Raw genomic sequence first — 21,004 nt, 5'->3', positions numbered from 1 at the left:
TATACAGTAAAAGATTTAAAAGATGCTGGATTTACAGCAACAGAATTAAAAAATGCTGGATTTCAAGCAACAGAATTAAAAGATGCTGGATTTACAGCAACAGAATTAAAAAATGCTGGATTTGCAGCAACAGAATTAAAAAATGCTGGATTTAAAGCAAATGAATTAAAAGCTGACTATACAGTAAAAGATTTAAAAGATGCTGGATTTACAGCAACAGAATTAAAAGCTGACTATACAGTAAAAGATTTAAAAGATGCTGGATTTAAAGCAAAAGAATTAATAAATGCTCAATTTACAGCAACAGAATTAAAAAATGCTGGATTTACAGCAACAGATAATGAAATTAACAAAAGTTTTAATATAACAATATTTTTTCTTGTGATTGTTATTATGAGTATCATATTTGTCATGTTTGTTATCAATAAAAATCAAAATTTGAAGAAAAAACCAAAAAACTAAATAATTTGTTCAAAACATTTTAATTAGGAATATTATAAAAACTTTTGATAATTGATTTTGCTTTTTCCAAGTTTGAAAAAGGTAAAAAGATTAATTCAGAATAAATATGCTGAACAAGAGATATACTGTTAATACAAAACAAGAAGAAACAAAACCAGCAAAAAAGCATCGCTGACAAAATAAGATAGTTGATTTATAGGATTAAGACCCTTTCCAGGGTCTTTTTCTTTTATCATCACAACTACCCCAGAACCCTAGAAAGAATAGAATAAACAAGATATAATAAATTCTTGTAACCTATTACCAATTAATTAATATATAAAACTTTTTTATTTAACATTAACAAAATAAAATTTATATAATAATAGTAATCGTTTTTTTAGAAGATAATACAATTTTAATATTATTTTAATATATTTTATTTATTAGATAATATTATTTATTAGAAAGGATATTAAAGCATGAATTTTTTTAAAAAAAATAAAAATAATTATTTTGTTGTTTTTAATAACGTTAAAAATATTAGTGATTTTAGTTTTATTTTAAATTTAATTGAAAAATTAGAAAACGATATAGAATAGAAAAAGAATAATTAAAACAAAGAACCAAACTTTCAATAGAATCGAGCTAATGCTATAAGGTCTTAATCACCTTAATAATTTGTTAAACCGTTGATATTAAAAAAGAACACGCTCCAACGCTGCTACATTAGCAGAAAGTTATAAACTTATTTCAAAATATAGAAAACCCCATGCGTTTTTTTTGAATCTATATCTCCAATAAAATGATACAATTTATTTAAAAAAAATTTTAACTAAAGAAAATATATAGATTAAAAAATAAAAAAGAAAGATAGGTAATTAAAAAATGGCTTATTTAAAACATACATATTCACAAAGAAGATTTGTTGGTGACCTTATTAAACTTGGTTGTTTTTTCCAATTATTTTGGAGTTTTATTGGTCTTCTTGGGTGTTGTTTTGGTTCTGTTGGTATGTTTTTGTATAATTATAATTCGGATCATAATTTGTTTTTGTTTTCACCAGTAATTTATAATGTTTTATTTTTTATTATATGTTTGTTGTGGACTATGCTTAATTTATCTATTTTTCGCGGTGAAGCAAGTAATCTAACACGTATTATTGTTGGCATTATTTGTTTTCCTACTTTGAGTTTTCTTTCTGGTCTTTTTATTCTTTTAGGAGATTATCCAAAAGATAGATAATTTTTTATTATTATAAATTTTTATGTTTAAAAAAGGAAAAAATGAACGAAAGAATAACTGAACAATTTACTAAAGAATTAATTCAGAAAATTTATAGCAAAGAAGCGGAAGCCAAAGATACTAAAATATTCGTAGTTTAACCAACTACAAAGTTGATTAAGATCTTGCAGCATTAGCTCGGTTCGTATGAACGAAAAAACAACGGATTACATCAGAGCTAAAAAGCGATTTGAGGCGAAATAACTAACCAAGAAGAATTCGCAAGTTGATTTTATACCTATGGAAAACTCTGAAATGGGCTAAGAACGCATATTAGAGATGTAATATCGTAACCTATACGCAGTTACATAATTCGTATAGTATACAAACCAACAATGATATTATAAAAGTTATTTGTTGCTTAATTGAAATATAAATAACATGGAATCCACCTAAGAAGAAGTCGAAGAGATTTTAACTTAGGGCAGCTGGTTGTGCTTCAGTAAAATGGAACCGTTAAAAAGACAATTTTTTTTCTAAAAAAGAACTTTTTAGAAATCAAATTAATTTATTAATTACCTACATCTTAACATGAAAAATTAAATTGTCACCAAAATAAAAGATTTTATTTCTAAAAGGGTTTAAGTTCTAATAATTGAAAATAAAATTATTTTTTTATTTTTTACAGTTTTTTTATCGCTTATCAAAAATATTTGATTTATTAGTATTTTTAAAAATTCAATAAATTTATTTATTTTATGTTAAATGAAAAATAAATTGTTTTCATAAAAAATCCAAAATTATTATAAATATTTTTAATTTTTTTATTAGAAAAATAAAGAAAGATATTAATTTTAATAATAATTAGATTTTTGATTAAAAAAACGAAAAATAATACTTATGAATTACTTAAAATAAATAAAAAAATAAAAATAAGTTATAATTGAATATGTAATTAGGTTTATTATTATTTATGGTAGTTTAAAAATACAAAAATAAAGAAATTTATTTATTTTTTTATTTGAATTTTATCTAGATAATAAAAAAATTAGTTTAATATAAAAAAATAATTTACTATATATTATAATTTAAATTTTTATTTTTAATATTTTGAAACTAATTTATTAACATTTAATTTTTAGATTAAAAGGAGTTTTTAATGAAAATAATTGATAAAAATGATTGTTGGAAAGAAAAAAGATTACAAATTTTAGATTTTGAAGGAAATATTGTTAATTATCAATTAGAACCTAAATTATCCGAAGAAAAATTACTTAAAATGTACAAAACAATGGTTTTATCAAGGGTAGCGGATATAAAAGCTGTAGAATATCAACGTCAAGGAAGAATGCTTAATTATGTTATCAATAAAGGTCATGAAGCAGGACAGGTAGGTTCGGCATCAGCTTTACAAGATTCAGATTGGGTTTCTCCATATTTTCGTGATATAGGAATATATTTATATCGCGGAATTCCTTTAGAAAATGTATATTTATATTGGTTCGGTAACGAAAAAGGTTCTAAAATGGATTTTTCTAAACATATGTTGCCTGTTAATATTATTATTGGTTCAAGTATTAATATAGGAGCTGGTTTAGCTTTAGCTAGTAAATTACAAAATAAAAAAGAAGTTACTTTAGCTACTATCGGTGACGGTGGAACTGCTCATGGAGAATTTTATGAAGGGTTAAATTATGCTTCTGTATATCAAGTTCCTTTAGTAGTCGCTATTCAAAATAATCAATATGCAATTTCAACTCCTAGAAAAATAGCTTCTCGTACAGAAACATTAGCAGAAAAAGCATATGCTTTCGGTATACCTAGTATTCAAGTTGATGGTAATGATATTTTAGCCGTACATGTTGCAATGAAAAAATATATTGAAGAAGCTCGACAAGGAAAAGGACCATCTTTAATAGAAATTTTCACTTATCGTATGGGCGCTCATACTACAAATGATAATACTAGTTTATATCGTTCCAAAGATGAAGAATTAGAATGGCAAAAAAAAGATCCTATTCAACGTTTTCAAAAATATTTATCAAATAAAAACATTTTAACGTCAGAATTAATTAATAAAATTGAAGAAGAAGCCAAAAATCATGTTCATGAAACACATCAAAGAATTCTTAATTATGGTGACAAAGTAGAACCAATAGAAATTTTTGAAAATATTTACGACCAAATGACTCCTCAATTAAAGGAACAATACAAAGAACATCAAGAATTTTTAAAAACATTAGAAAAATCTGATGGAGGAAAATAAAAATGAAAAATCAAAACAACTCTCCCCAATTGTTAACAGTAAATCTCTTACAAGCGATAAATCATACTCTAGATATTCTTTTAGCTAAAGATTCTAAAATTTTTCTATTTGGTCAAGATATTGGTAAATTAGGAGGCGTTTTTAGACTTACTGCTGGTTTACAAGCTAAATACGGAGAAAAACGTGTTTTCGATACTCCTATTTCTGAATCTGCTATTATTGGTAGTGCTATTGGGATGGCTATAAATGGGTTAAGACCTATTGCAGAAATCCAATTTGATGGTTTTGTTTATTCAGGGTTACAAGATTTAATTTCCCACGGAGTTAGAATGAGAAATCGTTCTCGTAATACTTTTTCTTGCCCTATGGTAATTAAATTTCCTGTCGGTGGCGGCGTTAAAGCTTTAGAACATCACTCAGAATCTTTAGAAGTTATTTTTGGTTCTATTCCTGGTTTAAAAGTGGTAGTTCCTTCTTCTCCTTATGATGCTAAAGGACTTTTAATAGCTGCTGTTAAAGATCCCAATCCTGTTGTTTATATGGAACCTAAATTATTATATCGAAGTACCAAACAAGATATTCCTGTTGAAGAATATGAAGTTGAAATTGGTAAAGCAAATATTGTCAAAAAAGGTAAAGATATAACTTTAATTGCTTGGAGTTCTGCAATTGTAATCGCTCAATCAGCAATTAAAATTTTAGAAAAAGAAAATATTTCTGTTGAATTAATAGATTTAAGAACTATCAATCCTATAGACAAAGAAACTATTTTAAATTCTGTTAAAAAAACAGGAAGATTAGTCGTTGCACATGAAGCTACAAGAACTTTTGGACCAGCTGGAGAGTTAATAACTTTAGTTAATGAAAATATTTTTTCTTATCTTAAATGTTCTCCAAAAAGAATCACTGGATATGACATTATTATGCCTCTTGCAAGAGGAGAACATCATCAAATGTTAAATCCTAATAAAATAATTCATGGGATTAAAAAAATTTTTAATTAGTTTTACATTATCATAAAATGATTATTTTTAATCATTTTATATGTTTTTACATCAATAATAAAAAATTCAAAAAATAAATCAAAAATAAAAAGAGGTCGAAAAAAATGGTTGAATTACGTTTTAATGATGTTGGAGAAGGTATCAACGAAGGTAAAATCGTAACTTGGGAACGCAAAGAAGGTGATAAAGTTAACGAAGGAGATGTTTTAGTTTCTGTTGAAACAGCGAAAATAACTGTTGAAATAACTTCACCTACTAAAGGAACTGTCTTTAAAATATATAAAAAAGAAAAAGAAGAAATTCAAGTAGGTGATTTATTAGTACATATCCAAAACGATTAGAAAAATAATTAATATTTGAATAATATAAAATAAGGAGTTAAAGTTCTTATGTCTAAAGATGATAATAAAAAAATTAATTCAAAAGAAAAAATATCAGATGATGTAGAAATAATAAAAATTTCTAGTTTAAGAAAAACAATTGCAAAAAAAATGATTATTGCTAAAACTATAATTCCTGAAACTACTTTAATAGATGAAGTAGATATTGATAAATTAGTTGATCTTAGAAAAAAAATACAACCATTAGCACAAGAAAAAAACGTTAAATTAACTTATATGTGTTTTATTGCTAAAGCAGTTTCGTTAGCTTTGCAAGAATTCCCCTTATTTAATGCTAGTTTTGATGATGAAAAAGATGAAATAATTTTGAAAAAAAAAATTAATTTAGGAATAGCTATAGATACAAAAAGTGGTCTTATAGCTCCTAACATTAAAAATATTGCAGAATTAACCATTATTGAATTGGCTCAAAAAATTCAACAAATAGTTCAAAAAACTATAGATCAGAAATTAGAATTGGAAGATATTCAAAAAGGTACTTTTACCTTAAGTAATTATGGTTCAATTGGAGCTTTATATGGAACACCAATTGTTAATCATCCTGAATTGGCTATTTTAGGTATTGGGAAAATCCTGAAAAAACCAATGGTTAAAAACGAAGAAATTTATATTGCAAATGTTCTGCATCTTTCTATAACAGTTGATCATCGTATAATAGATGGAGCAAATGCTGTAAGATTTTTAAATAAAATTACATCACTTTTAAATGATACAACTATATTAGAAAATCATATTTTTTAAAAAAATTTATTGGATTAAGGTAATAAAATTATGTTGAAATATGATATTTTAGTTATAGGTAGCGGTCCTGGTGGTTATGTTGCTGCTATTAAAGCATCTCAATTGGGGGCTAAAGTGGCTTTAATTGAAGATCACAAAGTAGGCGGAATGTGTTTAAATTATGGTTGTATCCCTACCAAAGCTTATCTCAAAAGCGCTAAAATTTTTCATTTTTTAAACAATGCTTCTAATTTTGGTATTAATGCTTCAGTAACTATAAATTTTAATTGGCTTTCAGTTTTAGAACGTAAAAATAAAATAGTAAAACAATTAATAAATGGTATTAATCATTTATTAAAAAAAAATAAAATTGATGTTTATCATGGTTTTGCTGAAGCTTTAACTCCTCATCAAATTAAAGTAAATGAAAAAATTTTAAAAACGAAAAAACTTATTATAGCGACTGGTGCAAGTGCTTTAATTCCTCCAATCCAAGGAGTTCAAGAAGCATATCAAAAAGGAACACTTTACACTAGTAAAGAAATAGTCAATTTAGATAAATATCCAAAAAAAATAATAATTATTGGTGGCGGAGTCATTAGTGTTGAATTCGCAACTATTTTTAATAAGTTTGGTTCTGAAGTTATTATTATAGAAAAACAAAATAGTATTTTAAATACTATGGATAAAGATATTATCAATACTTATACTCAAAAATTAATTAAAAACGGTATTAAAATTTTTACAGAATCACAAGTGAATTTAGTTAAAGATAGAGAAGTTCATTATTTATATAAAAACGAACAAAAACAAGAAAAAGCTGATATTATTTTATTAGCTATTGGGAATAAACCTAATTTAAAAGGGATTGAAAAATTAAATTTAGTTACAGAGAAATCAGGAATTGTTACCGATAATTTTTTAAAAACTTCTGTAGAAGATGTTTATGCTATTGGCGATGTTAATGGTAAATTTATGTTAGCTCATGTAGCTACCCACGAAGGAATTGTAGCTGTTTTTCATGCTTTAGAACAAACATTACATTTAAAACCTATGAATTATGACCATATTCCTTCTTGTATTTATGGTTTTCCTGAAATCGCTTCCATAGGTTTCACAGAAGAACAATTAAAACAAAAAAATATTAGTTATAAAACTTTTAAATTTCCTGTTTCCGCAATAGGCAAAGCTTTAGTTGATGGCGAAACAGAAGGTTTTGCTAAAATTATTGTTGAACAAAAAAATTTAAAAATTTTAGGAATGCATATTTTAGCATATAATGCAACTGATTTAATTAGTGAAATTGGCTTAGCTATGGAATTTAACGCAACAGCTTATGATGTAGCACATACTATTCACCCGCACCCTACTTTATCAGAATTAACATTAGAAACTGTTTTAGGTGTAATCGATAAACCTATCCATATATAAAATAAACATTTAGTTCGAAACCCATATATTTTTTGTGGGTTTTTAATTATTTTTTTTGATTTTATAAAATATAATTAATATTTTTATCAAATTTAAACAAATATTAATAAAAATTTAAAATAGAAAAATTTTTGAAAGTAAAAAATATGTTATTAATTGACACTCATGCACATCTTAATTTAAAAATATTTGATAAAGATTTAAATAATGTTATCCAAAGAGCTTTTTCTAATAATGTTAAATATTTTATTGTTCCTGGTTTAGATCAAAAAACAAATATAAAAGCTATTGAATTAGCTTCAAAACATTCTTTTATTAAAGTTGCTGTAGGTATTCACCCTTGTTATTGGCAAAATGAAAATCCTTTAAATATAGAAAAATATTTAAAAAAAAAAAATTCTCAAATTATAGCGATTGGAGAAATTGGATTAGATTTATGTCATGAAAAAGATTCTTTAAATATACAAAAAAAAAATCTTGAAATCCAAATTAATTTAGCTTTAAAATATAATTTACCTTTGATTTTGCACGCAAGACAATCTTTTGAAGAATTATATCAAATTTTACTTCCTTACAAAAATCGTCTTCGTGGAGTATTTCATTGTTTAGTTACTTCTTTTGAAGAAGCTAAAAAAGCTATAGAATTAGGATTTTATATAGGCATTGGTGGTATTATTACTTATGAAAAAGCTCTTGAAGCCCACAAGATTGCTAAATATATTCCTCTAGAAAATATTTTTTTAGAAACAGATTCTCCTTTTTTAACTCCTTATCCTATCGAAAAATCAAAAAGAAATGAACCTGCATTTATTAAAATAATAGCTGAAAAAATCGCTTCTTTAAGAAATATAACTTTAGAAAAAGTAGCTCAACAAACTACATCTAACGTTCAAAAATTATTTTCTCTTGATATTTCTTAAAAAAATAATTGTTTGATAAAATATCGATTTTATTTTATTGATTTATTATATATTCTTATTTTACATCATATTGAAACATATGGCGTTTTTTATCTAAAAAAAATATATAAACAAAGGTATATATTTATGAATCATTTTAATATAAATTTAAAACAAAACTCGAATGAATGGCATAAACATAGACAAAATTACATTAATGCTTCTGAAGTATCTATTATTATGGATTTAAATCCTTTTGAAACTAAACAAAACCTTTTAAAAAGAAAACTTTTCGGTGAAAAAATTAAAGATAATAAAGCTATGTATCACGGAAGAACTTTAGAACCAGAAGCGCGTAATTTATTTAATGAAATTAACAAAACAAAATTTCAACCTGCTGTTTTTGTTAAAAATTTTTTTTCAGCCTCTTTAGATGGCTGGCATAAAGATTCTCAAACTATTTTAGAAATCAAATGCCCTATTTCGTTAAATACATCTACTTGGCAAAATTTTATTATGAATGATAGAATACCCATATTTTACTATGCACAAATTCAAGCTCAACTTTATTGTTCTGAAGCTGATAAAGCATTTTTTTTAGTGTATCAGACTTATCAAAATCTTAAAGTAAAAGAAATTTTCAAAAACAAAAACTTTATAGATGATATGTATCAAAAATGTCATAATTTTTATGATATTTTTTTACAAATGAAAAATTTTATAAAAAAATTAGATACCAATAATGAATAAAATTAAAATTTATTCATTATTGGTTTTTATTTTTGGGCTTATTCTTCTCTTTCTTTTAAAAAACCTAATCTAATTAATATTTGTATTATTTGCCAAAACATAAATACAAAAGTTATCAAAAAACCCATCGCAATACGCCATTCGTATTCTTTACTTAATCTCTGTTGCACTATATATCGTGAATCTTCTAAATCAACCGCCAAAGTTAAACAAGCAATAAAAAGACCAAAACCAGATATTAATAAACCTAAAAATGAATGTTCTAAAGATTTTGATAAAAATACAATTTGCAAAACATAAATTATAAAAAGAATAAAAAGAGAAATTGATAAGAAAATTCTAGTTTTATTGTTTACCTCAATGATATTATAAGCATGTAAAGAATGAATAATGATAAATAATAAACAAATAGATAATAAAGCAATTATAGATATAAAAAATATATTAGAATAATGATAATTTAATAATCTCAAGATAAAACCAAAATTAACTCCTTCAATAAGAGAATAAAATATAGCTATTCTTCTAAAATATTTTTTAGAACATCTTATTATTATCAAAAAAAATTGTATCAATGATAATATTCCTATTTTTGTCATCGCAGAAATTGAAATTGTTTCAGGCGAAAGGAAAAAAGCAAATAAACCAGATACAAAAACCAAAAGAAACAAAAATAAAGTTTTAACAAAAATAGATAAATGTGTACATGTTGTTTTTGTTTTCAAATAAATAATTTCGTTAGATTTTTTATTTTTTTCTTCTGAAATTTCTTTTAACAAATTATTAAAAAAGAGATTACTTCTTTTTGGATTTTTTTCATTTAACATGTTTTTAACTCCTTAAAATTTCAATTTTTAAATCAATTTCGATAAATAAAGTTAATATATTGATAATATATATATTATCAATATATTAACTGAATAAACTTTAACTCACATAAATAACTATAAATTCTTATTATATTATATATATTATATGAGTGCATTCATAATGATAAAATATTTCATAAATCAAAGATAGAAATTATGATAAATAAAATAATCAAAAATAATATAATTAATTTTAAATTAAATTATCAAAATACAAATATTATGATTATAAAATAATCATAATTACCATAATACATAGTAATTATTAGATTATTATATCAATAAATTTAAAAATGATAAATAAATATAATAATATGATAATTTTTGGATTTTTTTCATTATCTTTATCTTTTTTCCTAATTTTCATTTATCAATCAACTTATACAACATAATTATATAACATATGTAATCTTTTTTTATAATTGAATGATTTAATATTTTTATTAAAATATATTAATATAAAAAAATTATATAATATAGTGAAAAATGGCAATTTTTATTTTTATGGTATTTTTTTTAAAATTAGTAAAAAGAAATTTTATTTTCTATTTTGTAGAATAAATTTAAACATATAAAATATATTTTATTTTTTTGTTCATTAAAAATATTTTTTTGATTAAAATTTCAATAAATTTAGCATATATATGCTAAAATATATAAATAAATAGATTAAATTATCAAAAAAAGTTGATTTTTATATTTTTTTCTATATAATAATAATTTTATGTGAAAAATTAAATTAATAATATTTAAATTAATTTAATAATTTTTTTATTATATTTTTAATTTTATTTTATAAAAAATTTGTTTTTTTATTATTAATTCAAATATTTAAAAATTTTCGTTTATAATGGTTTAATTTTAAAAAGAAATTGTAAAATTTTATATAATTAAATAAAATAGAATATAAGAAAATATCAAAATATATTATTATATAGGTTATTTTATTTATTTTTTTAATTGTAATATATTTTGCTTATTTAAATATTGAATTGAAAAAAATAAAGGAAAATAAAAATAATGAGAACACAAATCAAAAATAAAGTTAAAATTATTTTTTTAATAATTATTTGTTCGTTTTTTACAATCTCTTCAATTCATGCAATCACAAAATATTTTACGAGTCAAAGAACAGAACAAATTAAATTAATGAATGAGAATGAATTTCCAGTTTTCAATGTTGCGCGAACAGGCGGAAATAACAATGATAAAACCCTTATACCATTATCGATTCCTAATTTCAACAAACAAAAATACGATCATGCGATCATAATCAACCACAAAGCAACATTAAACTCAAACGGCATGGATCTTTCAACGACTCCCCTTTTATTAAAAGTGGCTTTCAAATACGACACGCACAGCACTTTTAACGATCCAGAAAAATATTTTCTTGTTGGTTCAGAAGTTGATAACAACAGTTACGACGAAACGAAACGTCCACAAATGAAATTAGATAGCAGCGGCGTTGGAACACTTAAAATTGAAATTAAAGTCCAACAAAAAGATTTTATTACTGCTAAAAACCCTAAATTAGACTTAATTTGTGATTACGAATTAGTCGATTCCAATGGTAAAGCTTATGGCGCTGGTAGTCAAACAATTAAAAATGCAATTACTAATATAGCTTAACTAATTACTAAACAAGACCGAAAAAATTTTCTTGGTCTTGTTTTTAAAAAGGGGATTTAATATGAAAAATGAAAATTCTACAAACAAAATTAAAAAAGAACTCTCTTTTTCAACTTATAATTTGTTAACAATTATTCTATTATTTGCTTTTTGTTATATAGGAACTTATGCTTGGATTCATCACCAAATTTTAATAAAAATTGAAAAAGAAATATCCTTTCTTGAAAATAAAGCAAAAAACTCTGAACAACAACGACAAAGTATTGAAAATAAGGAAAATGAAAATGAATCAACAAATCTTTCACAACCTCCTTCGTTAGATAATGATAACATTGAAAAATCTACTATTCAAAAAAAATTTGAAGAAGAAAAACGTTTTCATCCAGTAGACAACACTAAATTTCCCAATTTCGAAAAATTAATCGGTTTCAAAGAAGAAAAACAAGCCTTAGATGGTTTCATTGATTATCTTAAGAACAAAGAAAACTACGCCAACATTGGTGAAGTTGAATCACCCTTAGGCATCTTAATGTATGGAATTCCAGGAACTGGGAAAACAACTCTTGCAAGAGCTTTAGCCAAAGAAAGTAATTTACCTTTCTTTGAAATCAGTAGTTCCATATTTTCTCAAAAATTTAAAGGAGATGCCCCTCAAATTGTCAAAGATTTATTTGAAAATGCTCGCGAAGAAGCAGCCAACAACAAAGGATCGATTATTTTCTTAGATGAATGTGAAACAATCTTTACTGATTTAAGCACATTAGAAGCTGGTTCCGAAATTGCCAATGTGGTTAACCAATTCAAAACCGAAATGACTTCGATGGATAACAATCCAAATAAACCAATTTTCATTATTGGCGCGACAAACCACATCGATCAAATCGACGAAGCAATTAAATCAAGATTCACTTACAATATCGAAGTAAAACCAGGCAACAAAGAAGAAAGAAAACAATTTTTAGAATTTTTAATCAAAAAACGTAATAATCCGTATTCTGACGAAGCCAAACAATATTTATATGAGGTCATTAACGAGGCTTTGGAAAGATTACCTGCGGACCAAGAATTCAAAAAAACCAACCGCACATTAGAAAACCTCTTAAAAACAACCATCACCATCTTCGCTCAAAACCGCGGGCAAGGCGAAACCAAAAGAAACGACATCAACAAAGAAGACTTAAAAAAAGCTTACAAAATGACCATTTCTCAAGACGATAATATCCTTGAAAAAATCGAAAACGAAAAATCATGACCAAAAATCTAAAAATTAAAAAATCTTTATATTTCGAAATAGGGATAAAAATTATTTCAAAAAACTAAAAAAGTAACTTTTAATTTAAAACAATCAATTAAAATTATTGAGCAAAATACAACTCTAATCTATTTTCTTTCGAAAGACTTTTTTATTTCAAACAAAATTCATTTTTCGAGATTTCTTTGAACATAAATCAAATAAAATAATATTATTTAAAATAATAAAGGAGGTAAACAAATGTTAAGATATTTAAAAAAAATTTTATTAATCATTCAATTTTTGATTTTATTTTTATTTAATAAACAAATACATGCTCATAATTATTTTCATTGTCAGATTAAAACTGAAATCAAACTTGTTGATTATGAAAGTCTCCGAAACGAATGGTTAAGCGAACAACCCGAAATAGAAAAAATTAAATATCTTGTGAAAAATAAAGATGATATTTCAAAAACATTAAAATCTTCTCATGGTATCGATATTTCATGTATTTTCGAAAAACCTAGTTATAATGAATATAACTATGATTATAATGATAAAGATAAAAAAAATTTTTTTCATTTTAAATCACCACCAGAAGGTTTATTAGGTGTTTATGTTAAATCTAGAAAAAATCCTTTTAAAGAACAATATCCTGATGATAAAGGTAATCAATGCACTTTAGAAGAACTTCTAAAATATAAAATCGCCATCGAAAAAATTTTTGTCTTTTGGGATGAATCTAAAGAAACAAATGATAATATGTTATCCAACAACAACAATATCCATGTCGTCCCAAATAATGAAGACATTTACCGTTAACATTAGTTCACATCTTTATCAAGGAAAGTAGGTCTTTTTTTAATCTATTTTTAAAAATTTTACAATTTATTGTTTCATATTTTCCTTCTTGCTTTTTTAACCAATTAAAATTTATTATATCCATTAATGAAATTAATTATTTTACCATTGTTTTTGTAGATGTTTATTTTGATTAATTTACCTTTTTTATTGTATTTTTTAATTAAACAAACATATCAGCAAAATTGAAAATAAAATCAAAAGTGATAAAAATATTTGATTTCTTTTATTAATGTATAATTTTTTCAATTTAAATTAATAATCTCACGATACAAACATCTTTTTTTCACATCCAAGACTAACTTTTGAGTTAGTCTTTTTTAATTACAATTTGAACTTTAATGTTCAATTTATTTTTATGTTTTTTTTGAAATTGTATAATTTAAAATATATTATGTACTGTTAAAAATAAAAATTTAATATTTATTTTTAATATTTAAAAAAAGTACAAATTATTGACATATTTTCACAAAAATTACTAAATTTTAGAAAAAAAAAAAAAAAATGAAAAAAAATTTTACAAAAAATATTTTCAAAATAGCAATATTTTTGATTATAATTTTATTTTTATCGATAACATTTGTTCTTCTTTCATCTTCTGAAAAAAAGAAAGAAAGTAAACAAGTAAAACCAAAGAATCGATCATCTCAAATTTCATCTTTTAGTGTAAATCATCTCAAAAAAGAAACTCAAGTTGAAAAATTTCGATATGATTTTTTTGTTAAAGACGAAAAAGAAATAAATTTAATTTTACATAATTTAAATATTAAAGATACAATTACAAGTATAGACAAGAAGAAACCTTTTTTTAACGATTATGAAAATAATAAACATTATTTTAATTTAAAAAATAATTCTGATGGTCTTTTATATGTGCATTTAAAGCCGAACAAAAATTCTTTACATTCTCAATATCTGAGAAAAGATGATAAATATACTTTACAAGATTTATTAGAAGAAAAAAGATCTTTTGAAAATATTTTTGTTTTTTGGGATATAGAAAAAAGTAATACTTTTGATATATCAATTCACCACGTTATAACCGATTTACCTTTTAACAAAGATAAAAAACAATTTATCAAAGAATATTTAGAAAAACAAAAAATTTTTTTATCACTCGAACAAATTCATTTAAATTGTTATAATCCATCAATAAATAAAGGAATTGTGGAACCATTAGGAAAATTCGCAATAGAAGAAATGAAACCAACAGCAATTTATTATGATGATGGAATTAGATTTATTAATAATAACAATAAAGAAAGAACAAATACGGAATTTTATCAAAGACATAATGGAGCTAAAAATATTTATGTCTTTAAATTAAAAAATAAAAAACAAAATGAAATTCAAAAAAATGAATATCAAGTTGAAAATTTAGAAGAAATGAAAAAAATTTTAAATCAAAAAAATATTTATCCAAAAAACATAAATATTGTGAATCCAAGTTTTAATAAAAATAACATTCCTGAAGATTCAAATATCGAATGGTACATCAAAAATCCTTCAGAATCACTTTTTGGTGTTTACTTTAAATATTTTGAAAATAAAGGAATGCCATCAATAGAAAATTTTCAATACTCATTAGAAGATTTATTAAAAAATAATGATATAATAGAAGAAGCTTATATTTTTTATAAAAAAAGAATTCCTTCAGGAATTAAACTTTTTGAAAAAAATAAAAAATATTATCCGAAGGATATTTATATAAAAGCCAAAGAAAACGGAAAAAACGGTTGGTTTTTTTATATTCTTCAAGTAGGAAAACACATATATGGGTTTGACGGACAAAAATTTTTCAATGATCAAATACCAATTATAATTAAATCATCCAAGAATTTCAAATATAATTCAATTATAGATGAAAATGTTTTATTGTCTAAAAATGATGAAATAATCGGTAGAAGAAACTTTTACGATGGAAAAGAATATGTTTCTGGATATCAAAGAGATTCAGACAATGTTACAAAAAATATGGTAGAATATATCATTTTTCAACAAGATATTTATTCTTCTGATAAATTTATAATAGAAAAAGAATAAATTTTTAATTTCGATTTAAAAAAGTTAAACCAAGTTGTTTATTCAGACAACTTGGTCTTTTAATTACTTTTTCAATTTTATATGGCTTTCATAAATCGAAAGAGAAAATAATATTCGTTCTTTAATGATAAATTAATTAGCAATAACAAAATAAAAAGTAGCAGAAACTGATAAGGAAACAAATTAAAAAATACGAAATATCAAAGATTCAAAAAAATAAGTTAATTAGCAAGATAAAACAAGTAGAAATATCGTAAAAAAAGTAAAAAGAGTGTGGTTTTCTCCAAAAATAATAATAAATACTCGAGAAATAAAACTAACTATAATTCAAAATATAGCAGTTCGAGAGAAAATAAGTTATATGTAATTTTTTGTATAAAAAAATTATTTCTCTTGTTTTGATAAAAAAAATTTTATTTTAAATAATAAATGTTGGTTTATTTATATTTTTTATAAATAAAAAATAATTTTAAAATTTAACGTTAGTAATATCGAAAGTGTAATGAGTTTAATTTTGATTTATGTAATTAAATGAAAAAATAGTTAAAAAATGAAAAAAAAATATATCATAATTTTTATTTTAAAGTTTTTTATAATTTTGATTTTTATTTATCTAGTGATAGAAAAACAAAAATCTTCAACAAATAATGAAAAAACAGAATTAGAATTTATTCACAAATTAGCAATATTAGGATTAGAAAATTTTGACAAAGGAATGAATCAAACGGAAGATATAGAATTAAAAAAACATTATGAAAGAATTTATGAAGCAGATCCGGAAACATTTAGAGACAAAGTTTTCAATAATAATTTATCAACAGCAAGTACTCTATTAATTTATTCCACTATAGATTTTTTATCTCAAAAATTAGAGAAAAAAATAAATTTAAAAGTGAATAAAATAGATTGTTATACTTCTTTTTTCTCATTTAAAAACGAAATTATTAATTTAGAATTGAAAAATAGTAATGATCATTTTTTTATTAATAAACCGAATGATACCTTAGGGGATGGATACTGTTTTTTTCATGCAATAACATATTTATTAAATGAAATAATGCCAAATTGGAAATCTAAATTTAATTGAAAATTTATTTTTGCTCATAATTAAATAAATTTAATAATTTTAAAAAAAATATCATATAATTTTTTCTATTATTTTTTTATATTTTAATAAAATATCTTTTATAAAAAAAATTATTAAAAAAGACATAAAAAAATGATTTAATTAAAATTTATATAAAAATATTAATTTTGGTATTCTTTTTTTTTAATTATTTTGAAATTTTTTTTGTAAATTATTACAATTTTGATTTTTATTTTCGATTAAATATATAATAATTTAAGTCTATTTCTAAGTAATTTTATTGCTTATTTGATTTTTTATTTGTTTTTTTTTAGTTTTCTTTTTTTTATTTTATTAATTTTTTTGTTGATATTTTTTATTATTTATCTTTTTTCGGTATTAAAAAAACTCTTGTTGGAGAGTCTTAATTGTTAAAATATTACTTAATTTTTTGTTGATTATTTTTATTTTTCATATCGATATCGATTTGCTATTGAGGCAATTCTTATTACTATAGGTTTCTATATATTTTTTTATTTTTAATAATAAAAAAAAAATTTAAATTATATTTAATATAATTAAAAATATATTTTTATCTAAAATCAAACTATATTATCTAAAAAATTCATATATATCAGTTAATTGTTTAATGGTATGAATAATCTTAGAAGCTTTAGTGCCGCTATCAAAATCTTGAAATGAATTAAAACGATTCTTTAAATCTTTTAAACTTAAATTACTACTAAAAAAAGTAAGTAATTTGTTTTCGTAACGATATTTTAAAAAAGGAAAAAAAATTTCATCTCTAAAAAAAGTACTCATATTTTCTGCACCTAAATCATCTAAAATCAAACAAGAAATTTTTTTTAAATAATTTAATTTATATTCTAAATTATCATTATAAGACCAATTATTCTTAAATTGTCTTGTTAAATCAGGCATAAAAAGTAATAAAACAGAAATCTTTTGTTGTATTAATTCTTTAGCTAATGCCTTTAAAAGAAAAGTTTTACCTGTATGAAATATACCATATAAATAAAAACCTTTTTTAGATTTAGAAAAAGATTTAATAATTTGTTGACTTTTTTTTAAAACTTCTGTTTGCGCTTGATTATTATTATTAATCTGGTTTTTGAATTTTGTAATGGTAAAATTATCTAATTTTAATTCTTGATAAAATAAATTATTTATTGATTTCAAATCATTTTCAAAATACATTTTTTTTGTTTGTAGTGTTTCTTTTAAAACAACATGAATATAAGGAGTTGTTTTTAAAACCATTTGATAACAAAAGATATTGTTTTTTGATTTATTTTGTAAATAATTATAAACAACAAGAACATCCTTATCATCAATTTTTAAATTTTTAGTTTCTTCAAATTGATTGATATATTCTCGCATTTGTTCTAACATTTTTTTTTCAGATAAATCAATCATATAAATATCCTTTTTTTAATTATTATTTATGAAATGCCTAATTCTTTATCAATATCATCTAACCACTTAGGGCGATTATTTTTTTTTCTAAAATTATTTGTATTTTTTCGATCTTCAACTAAAAAATCATAAGCTGTTTCGGTAGAAATGATCCCTTTTTGTGTCCATGAATTTAAAATAGTTTTAAAATAATTGAAATTAGTAGGAAACTTTTCTTCGCTGGCTTTTAATTTACAAACATACATCATTAAAGCATTGATAACTCCTGGATCAATTTCTGATTGATTTAAAAGTTTTTCTACAATATCGCATAAATCAGCAGATAGATATTTATTTTTAATAAAATTTTCGATAATACGACTAGGAGAAGTGTTTTTTAAATAAAAAATCATTTCTTTTTCTCTATTATCGCTATCTTCGTTCTTTATATAAGCTAATTTAATTGAATAATTATTTTTTAAAAATCTTCTTTTAATAATTATTTTCAAATCATGTACATTAATTAATTTTAAATCACTATTACGAAAATATTCTTGATATAAAGAAGCCATTTCTTTAGGATCGATCCCGTAAACATAAGCGATTTTGGTAATATAATCAATATTATTCCATTTTAATAAAAAAGGTTTTTGAAAACGTTCTGGTAAAGAACTAATAAAAAGAGAGTAATCAAAATATTTTTCAAAAATATTTTTTTTAGATGAATAATTTTCGTTTTCGTGAAAATGATTATATTTTAATATCGTATTATTAAAATTAATCTTTTGAAAAAAATAAACATCTGTAAACTTTTTACTAATATGATGATAATTATCAAAATTTATTTTTGATATTTTTTTATCCGAACATTTTTGCTGTAAATAAAAATAATTTTCTTCTCCGATTTCACTTAATAAAAAATGACTAAAAATAGGATCTTGAAAAAAAGAAGCTGATTTTAAAGGACTTTCTAAATAATAAATAATGTTACTTTTTTCTTTATGTTTGAAAGTATTTAATAATCTAATAGCTTCGAGTTTCTCTTTTAATTTTGTAAATGTTGCTTGATCTATATTTAAAATATCTAATATCAATTGTCTTTTATAATCAGTTACTAAATTATTGTTTTTACTTAAAAAATAAAAAGTATAATATAATCCTATTGCATTCGTCCCTATTAAAGGATTGTATAATAACATCAAATTTTTTTGTTCTTCTTCGCCTAAAATAATTTCATTATAAATATTCAAAGTATTCAAAATATTTTAACTCTCTTTCTTTTTTATATTAAAATTATTCTTAGAATTATTTATTTTATTTTTAAATAATTTTACTTTTGGCATTGAATGCAAAAATAAGTACTTCTTCCGCTTATTTTCTTTTTTTGAATATTTTTTTGGCAAAAACAACAAGGTTCATTTGCTTTTCTATAAACTAAAAGTTCTTTTTGGTAAGAACCTTTTTGTCCAAGAGCCTCGAAACTACTAATAGAAGTACCTCCTAAATTAATTGCTTTTATTAAAACTTCCCTAGTTTTATTTAATAAAACTAAAATTTTTTCTTTGCTTAAGGTATTAACTGAAATTTCAGGATGAATTTTAGATAAAAATAAAATTTCACTAGCATAAATATTACCAATACCTGAAATGATTTTTTGATCTAATAAAACTGTTTTAATCGAAGTAGATTTTTTTTTTATTTTTTGATAAAACATTTCTAGTGATATTTCAAAAGGATCAGGTGCTAATTGATACAATTTACTTTCTTCAAGATAATTTTTTCGATAATAGATAGCAAAACGACCAAATTTACGAAAATCATAATATCTCAAAATTAAACCATTATCTAAATGAATACGAAAATGTTCGTGTAAATGTCTAAATCTACATTCTTCATGAGAATTTAAATATATTTTCCCTTCCATTCGTAAATGACCAACCAAAACTAAATCATCGCTTAAAAAAAATAATAAAAATTTACCTTTTCTTTGTATATCTAAAAAAACTTTATCAACAATTTGATAAAAAAAATCAATATTTTTTATAATATTATTATAAAAAATATCTATTTTCTTAACACAACAATTAATAATCTTTTTTCTTAGTTTTCTTATAATAACTTCTACTTCTGGTAACTCTGGCATCCTCAATAACCTTTATTTTAATCAGTAATATTAAAAAAAATAAAACATTTTTAAAAAATTAATTTATAACATTAATTTTTTTTATTTCAAATTAAATTCATTATAAAAAATATTTTGATAAAAATTAATTTTTTTGTTGATAATCTTTTCTCTCTTTTTCGCTTAATTGTTTGAATTTATCAATTATTAAAATATAATTTTTTTTTTCTGAAATATTATCAATTAATTTTATTATTCCTTCATTGATACGTATAATTTGTCCTGGCTGCAAAAAAAATTCTGGATTATCTTCATCAATATGTTCAAATTTAATTGTTATTTGAGATAAAAATTTTTTTTGTTTTGATTCTTGATCATAGAAAGAAAAATCAGAAATAAACCATTCTTTTACTTTTTTTTGTTCTTTATTAAAAACATATCTAACTTTTACTTGAATATCTAAATTATTAAAAATAACACTATTGTTGATTTTTTCCATCATCATTTCAGAAATCCTTTTTTTTATTTTCAAATTAATGTTCATCGATCATATCAACATATCGATTTCGACAAAAATATTTTTATAAAACTTTTATAAAGCGTTAATTATTAAAAATCATTTTAA

The 21,004-nt window shown here is 22.4% G+C and carries 19 protein-coding genes and 1 pseudogene; 14 read left to right on the top strand and 6 right to left on the bottom strand.

Annotated features, from left to right (window positions below; all coding sequences use genetic code 11):
* The 9 genes and pseudogenes from MDPP_RS01180 to MDPP_RS01145 all read left to right on the top strand — a co-directional run.
* Positions 1–462 (top strand): annotated as a pseudogene (locus MDPP_RS01180) (pentapeptide repeat-containing protein); the annotation flags it as partial.
* Positions 463–1,329: 867 nt separating this feature from the next.
* Positions 1,330–1,686 (top strand): hypothetical protein, encoded by a 357-nt coding sequence (locus tag MDPP_RS01175; RefSeq protein ID WP_144658376.1) that lies wholly within the window; start codon positions 1,330–1,332, stop codon positions 1,684–1,686.
* 1,138 nt (positions 1,687–2,824) lie between these two features.
* Positions 2,825–3,931: a pyruvate dehydrogenase (acetyl-transferring) E1 component subunit alpha gene (pdhA, locus tag MDPP_RS01170; RefSeq protein ID WP_144658374.1), complete on the top strand. Its 1,107-nt coding sequence runs from the start codon at positions 2,825–2,827 to the stop codon at positions 3,929–3,931.
* Positions 3,932–3,960: 29 nt separating this feature from the next.
* Positions 3,961–4,935, top strand: coding sequence for a transketolase C-terminal domain-containing protein (locus tag MDPP_RS01165; protein ID WP_144658386.1), 975 nt, complete (start codon positions 3,961–3,963; stop codon positions 4,933–4,935).
* Between the two features lie 104 nt (positions 4,936–5,039).
* Entirely contained in the window at positions 5,040–5,276 is a 237-nt protein-coding gene (locus MDPP_RS02190) for a biotin/lipoyl-containing protein (protein ID WP_246058872.1), read from the top strand.
* Between the two features lie 48 nt (positions 5,277–5,324).
* Positions 5,325–6,077, top strand: a complete 753-nt coding sequence (locus MDPP_RS01160; protein ID WP_246058871.1) for a dihydrolipoamide acetyltransferase family protein — start codon at positions 5,325–5,327, stop codon at positions 6,075–6,077.
* A 30-nt stretch (positions 6,078–6,107) separates the two neighbouring features.
* Positions 6,108–7,487 carry a dihydrolipoyl dehydrogenase gene (gene lpdA / locus MDPP_RS01155; RefSeq protein WP_144658373.1) on the top strand — a complete coding sequence of 460 codons (1,380 nt, stop codon included), beginning with the start codon at positions 6,108–6,110 and terminating at the stop codon, positions 7,485–7,487.
* 146 nt (positions 7,488–7,633) lie between these two features.
* Entirely contained in the window at positions 7,634–8,407 is a 774-nt protein-coding gene (locus tag MDPP_RS01150) for a TatD family hydrolase (protein WP_144658372.1), read from the top strand.
* A gap of 126 nt (positions 8,408–8,533) precedes the next feature.
* Complete coding sequence (locus MDPP_RS01145) at positions 8,534–9,136, top strand: lambda-exonuclease family protein (RefSeq protein ID WP_144658370.1); 603 nt, start codon at positions 8,534–8,536, stop codon at positions 9,134–9,136.
* Positions 9,137–9,174: 38 nt separating this feature from the next.
* Here MDPP_RS01145 and MDPP_RS01140 read toward each other — a convergent pair whose 3' ends face one another.
* On the bottom strand, positions 9,175–9,963 hold the full coding sequence (locus tag MDPP_RS01140) for a Bax inhibitor-1/YccA family membrane protein (RefSeq protein ID WP_144658368.1): 789 nt from the start codon (positions 9,961–9,963) through the stop codon (positions 9,175–9,177).
* 1,062 nt (positions 9,964–11,025) lie between these two features.
* Between MDPP_RS01140 and MDPP_RS01135 the strand changes: the two genes are divergently transcribed.
* The 3 genes from MDPP_RS01135 (at position 11,026) to MDPP_RS01125 (ending at position 13,693) form a co-directional block, all read left to right on the top strand.
* Positions 11,026–11,637 (top strand): hypothetical protein, encoded by a 612-nt coding sequence (locus MDPP_RS01135; RefSeq protein WP_144658366.1) that lies wholly within the window; start codon positions 11,026–11,028, stop codon positions 11,635–11,637.
* Between the two features lie 61 nt (positions 11,638–11,698).
* Positions 11,699–12,889 carry an AAA family ATPase gene (locus MDPP_RS01130; RefSeq protein WP_144658365.1) on the top strand — a complete coding sequence of 397 codons (1,191 nt, stop codon included), beginning with the start codon at positions 11,699–11,701 and terminating at the stop codon, positions 12,887–12,889.
* Between the two features lie 240 nt (positions 12,890–13,129).
* The gene (locus tag MDPP_RS01125) at positions 13,130–13,693 is read left to right on the top strand and encodes a hypothetical protein (RefSeq protein ID WP_144658363.1); all 564 of its coding nucleotides are present in this window, start codon (positions 13,130–13,132) and stop codon (positions 13,691–13,693) included.
* Between the two features lie 104 nt (positions 13,694–13,797).
* Here MDPP_RS01125 and MDPP_RS02220 read toward each other — a convergent pair whose 3' ends face one another.
* A complete protein-coding gene (locus tag MDPP_RS02220; RefSeq protein WP_420885456.1) occupies positions 13,798–13,896 on the bottom strand; it encodes a DUF2963 domain-containing protein in 99 nt (32 codons plus the stop codon).
* 340 nt (positions 13,897–14,236) lie between these two features.
* On the opposite strand from MDPP_RS02220, the gene MDPP_RS01120 reads away from it, so the two are divergent.
* Positions 14,237–15,775, top strand: coding sequence for a hypothetical protein (locus tag MDPP_RS01120; protein WP_144658361.1), 1,539 nt, complete (start codon positions 14,237–14,239; stop codon positions 15,773–15,775).
* A 550-nt stretch (positions 15,776–16,325) separates the two neighbouring features.
* Positions 16,326–16,862 carry a hypothetical protein gene (locus tag MDPP_RS01115; protein ID WP_144658360.1) on the top strand — a complete coding sequence of 179 codons (537 nt, stop codon included), beginning with the start codon at positions 16,326–16,328 and terminating at the stop codon, positions 16,860–16,862.
* Between the two features lie 591 nt (positions 16,863–17,453).
* Here the strand turns inward: MDPP_RS01115 and MDPP_RS01110 are convergent.
* From MDPP_RS01110 to MDPP_RS01095, 4 genes are all read right to left on the bottom strand, one after another.
* Positions 17,454–18,278: an ATP-binding protein gene (locus tag MDPP_RS01110; RefSeq protein WP_246058870.1), complete on the bottom strand. Its 825-nt coding sequence runs from the start codon at positions 18,276–18,278 to the stop codon at positions 17,454–17,456.
* 26 nt (positions 18,279–18,304) lie between these two features.
* Entirely contained in the window at positions 18,305–19,516 is a 1,212-nt protein-coding gene (locus tag MDPP_RS01105; protein WP_144658359.1) for a DnaD domain protein, read from the bottom strand.
* A 71-nt stretch (positions 19,517–19,587) separates the two neighbouring features.
* Positions 19,588–20,400 carry a DNA-formamidopyrimidine glycosylase gene (gene mutM, locus MDPP_RS01100; protein ID WP_144658358.1) on the bottom strand — a complete coding sequence of 271 codons (813 nt, stop codon included), beginning with the start codon at positions 20,398–20,400 and terminating at the stop codon, positions 19,588–19,590.
* A 124-nt stretch (positions 20,401–20,524) separates the two neighbouring features.
* A complete protein-coding gene (locus tag MDPP_RS01095; RefSeq protein WP_144658357.1) occupies positions 20,525–20,923 on the bottom strand; it encodes a hypothetical protein in 399 nt (132 codons plus the stop codon).
* Between the last annotated feature and the right edge of the window lie 81 nt (positions 20,924–21,004).

Origin of the sequence: Candidatus Phytoplasma pini (assembly GCF_007821455.1) — a bacterium.
In the GTDB taxonomy this organism is placed as follows: Bacteria; Bacillota_I; Bacilli_A; order Acholeplasmatales; family Acholeplasmataceae; genus Phytoplasma; species Phytoplasma pini.
The sequence above is the reverse complement of the archived record's forward strand: the minus strand, read 5'-3'. Positions and strand labels throughout refer to the sequence as shown.